General features: G+C 36.3%; 13 protein-coding genes. 3 read left to right on the top strand and 10 right to left on the bottom strand.

Going from position 1 to position 11677, the window contains the following annotated elements; all coding sequences use genetic code 11:
• The 3 genes from ACW6OJ_RS05270 to ACW6OJ_RS05260 form a co-directional block, all read right to left on the bottom strand.
• Window positions 1-2071, bottom strand: a 2071-nt coding sequence (locus tag ACW6OJ_RS05270) for an ATP-dependent Clp protease ATP-binding subunit (protein WP_456095960.1), incomplete at its 3' end; no start/stop codon positions are given.
• A gap of 168 nt (window positions 2072-2239) precedes the next feature.
• Window positions 2240-2872: a hypothetical protein gene (locus tag ACW6OJ_RS05265; RefSeq protein WP_304194661.1), complete on the bottom strand. Its 633-nt coding sequence runs from the start codon at window positions 2870-2872 to the stop codon at window positions 2240-2242.
• 5 nt (window positions 2873-2877) lie between these two features.
• On the bottom strand, window positions 2878-3288 hold the full coding sequence (locus ACW6OJ_RS05260; RefSeq protein ID WP_293433370.1) for a replication/maintenance protein RepL: 411 nt from the start codon (window positions 3286-3288) through the stop codon (window positions 2878-2880).
• Between the two features lie 314 nt (window positions 3289-3602).
• Between ACW6OJ_RS05260 and ACW6OJ_RS05255 the strand changes: the two genes are divergently transcribed.
• From ACW6OJ_RS05255 to ispG, 3 genes are all read left to right on the top strand, one after another.
• Window positions 3603-4781 (top strand): 1-deoxy-D-xylulose-5-phosphate reductoisomerase, encoded by a 1179-nt coding sequence (locus tag ACW6OJ_RS05255; RefSeq protein WP_456095959.1) that lies wholly within the window; start codon window positions 3603-3605, stop codon window positions 4779-4781.
• A 175-nt stretch (window positions 4782-4956) separates the two neighbouring features.
• Entirely contained in the window at window positions 4957-5967 is a 1011-nt protein-coding gene (gene rseP, locus ACW6OJ_RS05250; RefSeq protein WP_455104775.1) for an RIP metalloprotease RseP, read from the top strand.
• Between the two features lie 11 nt (window positions 5968-5978).
• A complete protein-coding gene (ispG, locus tag ACW6OJ_RS05245) occupies window positions 5979-7034 on the top strand; it encodes a flavodoxin-dependent (E)-4-hydroxy-3-methylbut-2-enyl-diphosphate synthase (RefSeq protein ID WP_456095958.1) in 1056 nt (351 codons plus the stop codon).
• A gap of 46 nt (window positions 7035-7080) precedes the next feature.
• On the opposite strand, the gene ACW6OJ_RS05240 is transcribed toward ispG, so the two are convergent.
• From ACW6OJ_RS05240 to ACW6OJ_RS05210, 7 genes are all read right to left on the bottom strand, one after another.
• Window positions 7081-7608, bottom strand: coding sequence for a hypothetical protein (locus ACW6OJ_RS05240; protein ID WP_455104776.1), 528 nt, complete (start codon window positions 7606-7608; stop codon window positions 7081-7083).
• Between the two features lie 64 nt (window positions 7609-7672).
• Window positions 7673-8158, bottom strand: coding sequence for a hypothetical protein (locus ACW6OJ_RS05235; protein WP_456095957.1), 486 nt, complete (start codon window positions 8156-8158; stop codon window positions 7673-7675).
• A 38-nt stretch (window positions 8159-8196) separates the two neighbouring features.
• Window positions 8197-8739 carry a hypothetical protein gene (locus ACW6OJ_RS05230; protein WP_293438092.1) on the bottom strand — a complete coding sequence of 181 codons (543 nt, stop codon included), beginning with the start codon at window positions 8737-8739 and terminating at the stop codon, window positions 8197-8199.
• Between the two features lie 22 nt (window positions 8740-8761).
• Window positions 8762-9205 carry a hypothetical protein gene (locus ACW6OJ_RS05225; RefSeq protein ID WP_293426075.1) on the bottom strand — a complete coding sequence of 148 codons (444 nt, stop codon included), beginning with the start codon at window positions 9203-9205 and terminating at the stop codon, window positions 8762-8764.
• Window positions 9206-9363: 158 nt separating this feature from the next.
• A complete protein-coding gene (locus ACW6OJ_RS05220) occupies window positions 9364-10596 on the bottom strand; it encodes a peptidase U32 family protein (RefSeq protein ID WP_455104778.1) in 1233 nt (410 codons plus the stop codon).
• A gap of 69 nt (window positions 10597-10665) precedes the next feature.
• Complete coding sequence (locus ACW6OJ_RS05215; protein ID WP_455104779.1) at window positions 10666-11310, bottom strand: O-methyltransferase; 645 nt, start codon at window positions 11308-11310, stop codon at window positions 10666-10668.
• Between the two features lie 59 nt (window positions 11311-11369).
• Window positions 11370-11677 (bottom strand): endolytic transglycosylase MltG (locus tag ACW6OJ_RS05210; protein ID WP_456095956.1); only part of this gene is annotated, 308 nt, incomplete at its 5' end.

Raw genomic sequence — 11677 nt, 5'->3', positions numbered from 1 at the left:
CATGGGCCTTTTCAATCTCATCAAATAAGATTACAGAATATGGCTTTCTACGTATAGCCTCTGTTAGCTGACCACCCTCTTCATAGCCTACATAGCCTGGAGGTGGTCCTACTAGCCTTGATACGCTGTGCTTTTCCATATACTCAGACATATCTATCCTAACAATACTGTCCTCGCTATCGAACAGGTCTCTTGCAAGTGTCTTGGCCAACTCAGTCTTACCTACACCAGTAGGACCTAGGAATATAAAGGATCCCATAGGCTTTTTCTGGTCACTAAGACCCGCCCTAGACCTTAAGATGGCATTAGATACTGCAGTAACTGCTTCATCCTGCCCTATAACCCTCTTGTGTAGATGATTTTCTAGATTTAATAGCTTGGCCTTTTCAGTTTCAACTAGTTTGCTAACAGGTATGCCAGTCCACTTAGAAATTATATCTGCAATTTCATTTTCTGTTACCTCCTCCTTTAGAAGGCTATCTCCCGCTTCCTTGTCATACTTGTCATCAAAGTTTTTTATTTCCTCTTCTAATTTTGGTATTTGACCAAACTTTACCTCTGCTGCCTTATTGAAGTCATACTCTCTTTCATACTTTTCAACCTTGGCCCTAGCCTCATCTAGCTTAGACTTAAGTTCTTTTAGCTCTGTAATCCTGTTCTTTTCCTTTTCATACCTAGCTGTCATGCTATCATTTTCTTCCTTAAGATCAGCAAGCTCCTTTTCTAATTCTTCAAGTCTTGATTTGGACTTTTCATCTTCTTCCTTCAAAAGGGCTTCTCTCTCTGTTTCTAGCATAAATAGTCTTCTTCTAACAATATCTAGGTCTGTAGGAAGAGAATCTATCTCTGACCTAATCATTGCACCTGCCTCGTCTATCAGGTCTATGGCTTTATCAGGTAGGTATCTATCCTGTATATACCTGTCTGACAGCTTGGCTGCAGCAACAATCGCATTATCGTGTATCCTGATACCGTGGTGGATTTCAAATCTTTCTTTTAGACCCCTAAGAATAGATATGGTATCTTCAACACTTGGTTCATCAACTATAACAGGCTGGAATCTTCTCTCTAGGGCCTTATCCTTTTCTATATACTTCCTATATTCATCAAAGGTAGTTGCTCCTATACAGTTAAGCTCGCCTCTTGCCAACATAGGCTTGATTAGGTTTCCAGCATCCATAGAACCTTCAGTCTTACCAGCACCGACTATAGTGTGTATTTCGTCGATAAATAGGATTATCTTGCCTTCAGAGCTCGATACCTCCTTTAACACCGCCTTTAATCTCTCTTCGAATTCACCCCTAAACTTGGCACCGGCTATCAAGGCACCCATATCTAAGGAGAAGATCACCTTATCCTTCAAGCCCTCTGGAACGTCACCCTTTACGATTCTCTGGGCAAGCCCTTCAACTATGGCTGTCTTACCTACTCCAGGCTCACCAATTAAGACTGGATTATTTTTTGTCCTTCTTGATAGGATCCTAATGGCCCTCCTTATCTCTTCATCCCTACCTATAACAGGGTCTAGCTTATTATTTTCTGCTAGTTTAACAAGGTTAGTTCCGTACTTAGCTAGGGCATCATAGGTACCCTCTGGATCCTGACTATCAACCCTCTGGTTACCCCTAACTTGGTGTAGTACATTCAAGAATTCCTGCTTAACCAATCCATACTGGTTAAATATTCTTCCTATAGCTGATGACTTTTCTTTATCAAATATAGCCAACATAATATGCTCAACGCTAATATAAGAATCCTTAAAGTCATCTGCTATTTTTTCTGCCTCAACCATTACTTCATTTATAGCCCTAGTTGCAGTTACTCCTTGTGAGTTTGCACCGCCACCCGTTACACTTGGTAGCTTAGATATTTCGTTTTTAACTGACCTCTTTAAAGAATCAGAACTTATATTCATTTTTTCTACTATATTTGGTATTAACCCATCCTCCTGGTCTAACAAAGCATAAAGTAGGTGGATTACATCAACCTGTTGGTTATTGTTTCTAACTGCCTCAGAAAAAGCATCATTCAAGGCATTTTGTACTCTTAATGTCATTTTTTCTATGTTCATAATTAAATTTCCCTCCAATTTCTATTATTTTTATTATCTAATTTTAATATATTATATTTATCATATTACCTAATTTATCTTATTTATCTTTTTAATTTTATCTGTCTTGCCTATCTTACCTATCCTATTTTCCTTGTATAACCTATCCATATACTTATTTTGTGCTTATCACCTGGTTTTTAATAAAATAGACCTACTCAAGTCAAGGATAGCATCCATTAATTCCTGACCGCCTCTAGAGTCAAATCTTAGTTCCAAATTGAATCTTTCCGACTTATCTATAAAATTCAGCTGGTCTTCAGAAATAATATACATATAAATGTCATCAGTAACCAGGACCCTCTCACCATAATCCATAGCCGAGCAGGTATTGATAAATTCATCCCTATAGTCTATATAGTAATCATCTTCTTCAGGATAATATATGTAGTCAACCATATAATTGAGTATATCTAACAAATACTTATTTACAAAAGAGTATACATCATCGTTATTGTAAACTGATATATTCTCATAAATATAGTGACCAAAATATGGATGAACATTTTCTCTTAATTCATATACATATTTGGAAGACAGTAAAAAGCTAATAGTCCAAAAACTTGATTCCTTTTTGGCTAAACTAATTACACTATCATCCTTGTACCTCTTTGTCGCCAGAGGAAGAATATCACTTTTATCCACCGGCCTGGCCCTATCGTACATGTTACAAATAAAATTATCTATTAAAAATGTGTTGGTATGTTTTTCAAAGAGATGGTCAAACCACCTCATTATATCCCTGTCAAATATATAATTCATATCTATCACTTCTTCCCTTTATCCACACTATTATACTCCTTAATTAATTTATCTCTCTCGTACTTTGATCCCCTATATGATACAAGAGGATTAACCATATACAGTCCATTCCTAATCTTCTTTAAAAAATCCATTTTTTTATACTGTCCAAATAATACAGACAGGCCTGTCTTGGGGTAGTCTAGTTCAAGAGATAGGTCGTCTAAGGTCATAAATATCTTATTATTCTTATCCATCAGGCTAATAAGGACCATGGGTATCATTGCCTTCTTTGTTGATGTGTCTTTCAAAGACCTAATATAGTTGTTTGGCGATATATTGATAAACCTTTCATGTTCCTTTTTATAGTTAACAAGCTGACTTTCACTATACCTATCCTTATTTAATTTTCTTGGTTTATGCTCTAAATCAAACATTCACATCACTTCCTCGCCATATACCTGTCTTTATTATTTTCATTCAACCCAAATCCTATCACTTACTCCCTATAATATATACCTAAAATGTTTATCAGTCAAGCTAACAAAATCACTTTATTTATCATTTTATAAATTTTAAGTTTATCATTATAATAAACTTTTATAATTTTTATCTTTTTCAAAGCTAGTCCTAGTCTAGATTTTAGGACCTAAAATCAAAAAAATATTATAAAAAAAATATTTTTTATTTCATATCTAGCATATGCACTTATGCTATAATATACTAAGCATTTTAAAAAGGAAGTGAAACAATGAAAATAAAGAATATATCAATACTAGGCTCTACTGGATCCATTGGTAGCCAAACTCTTGATGTTATCAGAAAAAACCCTAATCTTTACAGGGTTGAAGGTTTGACTGTCAATAAGAGTATTAACCAGCTATTAGACCAGATTAATGAATTCAAACCAAAATCAGTTGCTATATTTGATGATACTGCATATGAAGAATTCTTAACACTAGTAGAGGAAAAGGTGGCTACAAGTCCATACCTTGCTAAGATCAATATATATAAGGGCCACGAGGGACTAATAAAAATTGCAGGTTCAAGGACAATAGATATACTAGTTACTGCCGTGGTAGGTATGATAGGCCTATTGCCAACAGTGGAAGCAATTAAAAATTCGACTACAATTGCCCTTGCCAATAAGGAAACCTTGGTAACAGCTGGTCAGATAGTAATGGACTTGGCTAAAAAGCACCAGGCCAAGATACTACCTGTCGACAGTGAGCATAGTGCCATATTCCAGTGCTTGAATGGTGAGGAGTCAAATAAGATAGATAAAATCCTCTTGACTGCATCTGGTGGACCATTTAGGGGTAGGTCAAGACAGGACCTAATAAATGTAAGTAAGTTAGATGCCCTTAAGCACCCAAATTGGACAATGGGCCAGAAAATTAGTATCGACTCCTCTACCCTAATGAACAAAGGACTTGAGGTAATAGAGGCTAAGTGGTTATTTGATGTAGAACCAGAGGATATAATAGTCCATGTTCATCCTGAGAGCATAGTCCACTCTATGGTCCAGTTCCAAGACTCATCGGTCATAGCCCAGCTAGGTTGTCCTGATATGCGTGTACCAATTCAGTATGCACTTAGTTACCCAAGTAGGCTTGATAGCGATTTTGAAAGGCTTGACCTATTTAAAATTGCCAGCCTTAATTTTCAAAGACCTGACCTGGATGTTTTCCCTTGCCTAGACCTTGCCTATAGGGCCCTAAGGGAAGGTGGCACTAGTGCTACAGTCCTAAATGCAGCAAATGAAGTCTTAGTGGAATATTTCCTTAATGATAAGATAGGTTTTTATGATATACCTAAGTATATTGAAATGGCAATGAACGAGCATGACTTTATAGACCAACCAAACCTAAAAGATATAATTAATATAGATGCTTGGACCAGGTCCTATATAAAAAATATTATTAACTAGCCCCTATTTTGGGAATAAAATATATAAATTACTAATAGCCTTTAATCTTAAGCATAATTAAAGGCTTTTATAATAGTATATACTTGTAAAGAAAGGTCAGTAAGTTCTTTGGTCACGGCTAGTTATGACTAGATTTTACTGGTTTGAGTTTTAATAAATTAAAGGTAGGTGAAATATGAATATAATTGTTGCAATTTTGGTTTTTGGACTAATTATATTTGTCCATGAGCTAGGACACTTTATGTTGGCTAAAAGGGCTGGCGTAACCATACATGAATTTTCTATAGGAATGGGACCGCAAATTTTTTCAAGGGAATCTCAGGGCATTAAATATTCTCTAAGAATGATTCCCATTGGTGGTTACGTAGCCATGGAAGGTGAAGATGATGATTCTGATGACCCAAATTCATTTGGAAAAAAATCTTTAAAGGAGAGGTTCCTTACTATATTTGCAGGGCCCTTTGTAAATATTGTCTTTTGTATAATCCTATTAGTACCTGTATTTTTCTTTATAGGTGCACCTACTACAAGGTTCGGTCAGGTAATAGATAAGTCCCCTGCCGCCCTAGCAGGTCTGCAAAAGGATGATACTATCCTCTCTATAAATGGAGAAGAAACTAAGGAATTTAACGACATAAGTAAATTAGTTAATAAGTATGGTAAGGAAGACCTTACAATAAAATACAAGAGGAAAAGCCAGGTAAATACTGTTAAATTAAGGGCTCAGAACCAGGCTGGCAGATATATTGTAGGAATACAGCCTGCCTATGAGAAAAATCAGCCTATAAAGGCTGTGAAACAGGCCTTTGTTGTAACCTATGATACATCAAAGACCATGCTTAGCTTTTTATGGAAGCTAGTTACTGGACAGCTATCTGGTAAGGCGGCTGATGCCCTATCAGGACCTGTAGGCGTGGTAAAGATGGTCTCTAACGCTGCTACAACAGGCATAATAAATGTTCTCTACCTGACTGCAATCATCAGCTTAAATATAGGCTTAATGAACCTATTACCTATTCCAGCCCTTGATGGATGGAGAATCCTAATGCTGATTATTGAAGCAATTAGGGGTGGTAAGAAATTCCCCGCCAAGGTAGAAGGTTATATTAATGCTATAGGCCTATTTGTAATCTTAGGCTTGATGTTATTTGTAACCTACAAGGACATAATCAGACTACTAACTTAGGAAGGTAAAAAATGACTTATAAAAGAAGAAAAACTAGGATGGTAAGGGTTGGAAACCTAAACATAGGTGGTGATAGCCCTATATCAGTACAATCCATGACTACTACCGATACAAGGGATGCTAAGACTACTATCAGCCAGATACACAGGCTAGAGGATGTTGGTTGCGATCTTGTAAGAGTTGCTGTTGTAGATATGGATGCTGCTAAGAATATAGCAAATATAAAAAAAGAAATTAATATACCGATCGTTGCAGATATACACTTTGACCATAGGCTTGCCCTTGAAGCAGTAAGAAGCCAGGTTGATGGTATCAGAATAAATCCTGGTAATATTGGTAGCCTTGCCAAGACCAAAGAGGTTGTCAAGGCCTGCAAAGATAATAATATACCTATAAGAATAGGTGTAAATGGTGGTTCACTAGAAAAGGACCTCCTAAACCAATATGGTGGCCCAGTAGCCGAAGCAATGGTAGAATCAGCAATGAGACATGTCAGAATCCTAGAGGACCTAGACTTTCAGGACATAGTAATATCACTTAAAAATTCTGATGTAATAAGGTCAATAGAGTCCTATAGGTTGATGTCTAAGACTGTTGACTACCCACTCCACCTTGGTATCACTGAGGCCGGTGGAATAAAAAGGGGTACTATCAAATCAGCCATAGGTGTTGGTTCTCTTTTAGCTGATGGTATCGGTGATACTATCAGAATATCCTTGACAGGTGACCCTACTGAGGAAATCCCTGTAGCCAAGGATATACTTAGGAGCCTAGACCTCCTAAATGACAAGATAAAAATAGTATCCTGCCCCACTTGTGGTAGGTGTAATATAAACCTGATAGACCTAGCCAATGAGGTAGAAGATAAAATATCATCACTAGAAAAGGACATCACTGTAGCCATAATGGGCTGTGCCGTGAATGGACCTGGTGAAGCCAGAGAAGCTGATATAGGTATAGCAGGTGGTGACAAGGTTGGTCTACTATTTAAAAAAGGAGAAATCGTCAAGAAAATTCCTCAAGAAACAATAGTTGATACCCTTTTGGAAGAAATCAATAATATGTAAGAGAAAAGGTCCTATTCATATCTTTTGAATGGGGCCTTCTTAAAATTTATATTTTTTTTAATAAAATGAACTCTTTAGTATAGGTCTTCCTAGCAATTTTAAAATATAACCTATATTTCATGTAGTCTTTTTCATCATCAATATCCATAGACTCTATATGTCTCCCTATTTGATACTTGCCCTGATTTTCCACATATATCCTATCACCCTCAATGCTTATATACTTACTTTCCAATACCTCCTTTTGAAGCTTACTATAGGCCCTATATTCAATTTTTCTCACATTTTTATAGCTAGTGTCCCCGCTGTTTTTACCCCAGACTCTGGTAATTCCTACGCTATTTCCCATTTCATACCTAATCCTATCCTCTACTACAGAGGCCATTTGTCTCATTTCTATCTTACTTATTATACTATTTTTTATTGATATAGATGACCTGAAAATTATACCTATTGAGACCAGTATAATACTTGCTATCATTAGATATACCAAGACCTCTACCATTATATAGGCATCACTTTTCCTAATACTATTCTTGCCATTTATATTTATAAGTCTTGATTCTAGATTCATAATTTCCCCCCTAGTATATCTAATTAGCCCTGCCTATATAAAACTAATATATGTGGATAAAAAACTATCTTAATTCGGACAACCAATTATCTATCATAATTTTTTTCTTGAGATAATCATCCTTATATGATGTCACCCTGCCACTAGCAGGTATATAGGTAATCCTCTCCAAATTCTTTGTCCTATCATTAAATACATAGAGGCTGCCACCACCACCTGGCGCTCCCATCCTCTTTATGCCCTTAAACTCAAGCCTTGTCCCACTTAATACATGGGTGTGGTCACCCTGGTACCTCTTGAAGATTTCCACCCCATCCCTACTTACTGAATAATAACCCCTATAAAAGCTTATCCTGTAAGTGTAATAGTCATCCTGGCCCATTACTATTATCCTTCTAATATCAGTCTTCACTCTTGTAACTGTAGAATCAAAGACTAAGCAATCCCTATTTACCCTCACTATTGATATGGATATTACCACAAGCAATATTGACATGGCAATAGCTAGCTCTACAAAGCTAGTCCCCCTATGCTTCTTTATTACTTCCAACAGACTTCGTCTCCCCTTTTTTAATATATATTTATATTCTATGCCAGCTCTACAAATAAGTTTTTGATTTCTTCTATCTCGAGACTTGGCCTATCCTTCTTATCCAAGCCTAATTTTTCAAAGGGACAATAGACCCTATATTTTTTCCTCTTCCACCTATCAATGCTATTATTTTCATAGTAATAATTTACATAAAATTCAACATAATTATCTTTTTTAACAATTTCATAATAACCCCCATCACCTGTAATCAGTTCATATTTTGTATGTGGAGATTTAATGTATTTTTGTTCAATTAAATCCTTATAAAATCTTGTATCCTTCTTCAAGACTTGGTCATAAAAGTCCTTAGAATCTTTACTTTTTAGATATGTATCCTCTAGAGTATAATAGGCATTTACCATAAAGGCCCTCTCTATTGAAGCAAGCTCGTAATCATGGCCATACAAGCTGTCGTAGTCCTTTTTAAAGTCTCCTAGGTCCCTGTATAGGGGCATAAACAATACAACCAGTGATACAAGGAACATAAATAATAGTATTACATTTACTGACATAGACCCCTTATATTTATTTTTCTTCATCAAAAGCACGACCCCCAGTCAACTATTCAAGACCTATAATTGTATGTAAAAGTATCTTCTTATTAGTCCCATTTTCATATACAATAAGCTCAGATTCCACCCAGCCAAATCTCTTATCCTTAAAGACTCTCTTGATTTCTATACTGTTCCCATCAATATGATGAGTTGATACCAGGTCCAAATTCTCATAGTCACCCTTATATTTTTTCAGATAGGACCTCTCCTCTAGTAGGGCTTTTCCCATTACATAATCAAGCTTGTCCCTATCGTCTAGCTTCTTCTCCATATAAGTCACATTCACAATAAAAAATGAGAATATATATATGGTTATAGAAAAAATAATAAGGCTAAATATAAATTCGGTCGCTAAATAACCCCTGTATTCCTTATTACGCCCACTATAATCACAAATCTTATGAGTTGCTAATGTGGCTATATACTTTTTCTCACATTTTTGTAATATCATACACTTATATCCCCCCAACAGGTAGAAATTAAAGGATCTTTTTAATCCTATTTATTTATAGACAAAAATAAAAAGATACCTTCAAATTTTTGAAAATATCTTTTTAAATAGCATTTTTTATAAATTTAGTATAATAAGCCCCTTTGGCATTTGTCCTTTTACTTTTCCTCTATAGCCTTTCTTAGCATAAAGTTAAGTCCTACTCCTTCTGGAAGCTTCATCTTAACAAGCTGTCTTGGATGTGGAGCCTCAGTAATAGGGTTCATTTCTTCGTCAAACATCCCTAATATTTCGGTTTCAAGAGTAGCAGTATACGGTCCTATTATTTCTATCTGGTCACCTACAACCATCTTATTTCTCTGCTCTACAGTTACATAGCCGTCCTTGTCTGGTCCATCGACTACAATACCTATAAAGTCGTAGTTTCTAACATATGAAGCAGAAGCATAATTTTGTTCCTCATGGCCTGGCTTGTCATTATAGAATCCTGTAGTAAAGTGTCTATGACTACCCTTCTTTAACTCATCTAGCCATATTGGGTCAAACTTCCAGTCAGAGCCTTTTTCATAGTAGGCATCTATAGCCATCCTGTATGCCCTTACAACTGTTGCAACATAGTAGGCTGTCTTCATCCTACCCTCTATCTTTAGACTTGTAATACCAGATTCTATCAATTCAGGCACATATTCAATCATACAAAGGTCTTTAGAATTGAAGAAGAAGGTTCCCCTTTCATCCTCGTAAACAGGATAATACTCACCAGGTCTTTTTTCTTCAACCAAGCTATACTTCCAACGACATGATTGAGCACAAGACCCCCTGTTAGCATCCCTACCTGTCATATAGTTACTTATCAGGCACCTACCAGAATATGATATACACATGGCCCCATGCATGAAGGCTTCTACGTCCATGTCATCCGGTATGTTATCTCTAAGTTCTTTAATTTCCTTGAACGATAATTCCCTAGCTATAACAACCCTTTTAACCCCCTGCTTATACCAAAAATTGGCACTGTGGTAATTAGTTGTGTTGGCCTGGGTGCTTAGGTGGATTTCCATATTAGGTATTGTATCCTTTATTACAGATATAACACCAGGATCTGAAGCTATTAGGGCATCAACACCTGCCTTTTCTAATTCTATTAAGTATTCTGCCAATCCGTTAAAATCCTCATTATGAGGAATTATATTTACGGTTACAAATACCTTTTTTCCTCTTTTATGGGCAAACTCGACCCCTTCTTTGATTTCTTCGTTTGAGAAGTTTTTGGCTGCTGTTCTCATGCCAAAATTTTCACCACCAAGGTATACGGCATCTGCCCCATATTCTATGGCTATTTTTAATCTTTCTAAATCTCCCGCAGGAGCCAATAGTTCTACTCTTTCCATTTATTCCTTCCTTTTCCTTGCTTATATAATATTTAAACCCACTTATATTGTACCATATTAAAAATCCAACTAGTCCTTGTAGGATATGGCTAGGCCATCACCTATAGGTATCAACGATGTACTTATACCCTCTAAATCGCATATGTAATCTAAATATGTCCTCATCCTCTTAACTATAGTCTTTTTTCTCCTGACCACATAGTCATCACTTGCTATCATACCCTTGTAAAGTATATTGTCAGAAATAACTATTCCACCGTGGTTTAGTTTACCTATAAGCATATCAAAAAACATCTTGTAATGGCCCTTAGCTGCATCTATAAATATCATATCAAAGGTCCCTTCAAGGTCCTTTAGAGTTTCTTCTGCATCTCCAACTAAAATCTTTATCCTATCCTCCATACCGGCCTTCTTTATATTATCTTGGGCCCTATCCAACATTATTGGATTTCTCTCTGTAGTTACAATTTCAACATCTCCATCTAGGACATCGGCAAAAAATAAGGAAGAATATCCTATTGCACAACCTAGTTCTAGGATTTTTTTCGGCCTCTTTAGCTTTAAAATAACTCTTAATAGGTCGGCAACCTCCTTATGAATTATGGGAACAGAGTTTTCTTCTGCATATAGCTCTAGGTCTCTCAATAGCCCCTGACTAGGCTTCAAGGTCTCCCTTATATAATTTTCAACCTTATCGTTTACAATATTACTCACCTTATTTCACTCCTTTAAAAAGCAGGGAAGTTTACCCTCCCTGCAATAGAATCCTCTAGCTAGTTTGTCTTGCTCTTGTCAGAACTAGTGCTTGTCTTTTCATCAGTACTTGAGCTAGTTCCAGTTTTATCAGTAGCAGACGATTTTTCCTGGTCAGCCTTTTCTTTAGCATCCCTCTCTTTATGGTAATTTTTAGCATTCTTATCATGCTCTTCAAAAGTCTTACTATACGAATTTACGCCATTTACATTTGTTACAAAGTAGAGGTAGTCTGTCTTGCTAGGCCTTGACGCTGCTATCATAGACTTGATACCTGGACTGGCAATTGGTGTTGGTGGAAGGCCATTGTGTATATAAAGATTATAGG

The organism is Peptostreptococcus sp., assembly GCF_977045075.1.
The sequence above is the reverse complement of the archived record's forward strand: the minus strand, read 5'-3'. Positions and strand labels throughout refer to the sequence as shown.

Excerpts from the sequence above, each read along its gene's own strand:
- ACW6OJ_RS05265 (WP_304194661.1), bottom strand. The coding sequence starts at position 2,872 with ATGAATTATATATTTGACAGGGATATAATGAGGTGGTTTGACCATCTC.
- ACW6OJ_RS05260 (WP_293433370.1), bottom strand. The coding sequence starts at position 3,288 with ATGTTTGATTTAGAGCATAAACCAAGAAAATTAAATAAGGATAGGTAT.
- ACW6OJ_RS05255 (WP_456095959.1), top strand. The coding sequence starts at position 3,603 with ATGAAAATAAAGAATATATCAATACTAGGCTCTACTGGATCCATTGGT.
- rseP (WP_455104775.1), top strand. The coding sequence starts at position 4,957 with ATGAATATAATTGTTGCAATTTTGGTTTTTGGACTAATTATATTTGTC.
- ispG (WP_456095958.1), top strand. The coding sequence starts at position 5,979 with ATGACTTATAAAAGAAGAAAAACTAGGATGGTAAGGGTTGGAAACCTA.
- ACW6OJ_RS05240 (WP_455104776.1), bottom strand. The coding sequence starts at position 7,608 with ATGAATCTAGAATCAAGACTTATAAATATAAATGGCAAGAATAGTATT.
- ACW6OJ_RS05230 (WP_293438092.1), bottom strand. The coding sequence starts at position 8,739 with ATGAAGAAAAATAAATATAAGGGGTCTATGTCAGTAAATGTAATACTA.
- ACW6OJ_RS05225 (WP_293426075.1), bottom strand. The coding sequence starts at position 9,205 with ATGATATTACAAAAATGTGAGAAAAAGTATATAGCCACATTAGCAACT.
- ACW6OJ_RS05220 (WP_455104778.1), bottom strand. The coding sequence starts at position 10,596 with ATGGAAAGAGTAGAACTATTGGCTCCTGCGGGAGATTTAGAAAGATTA.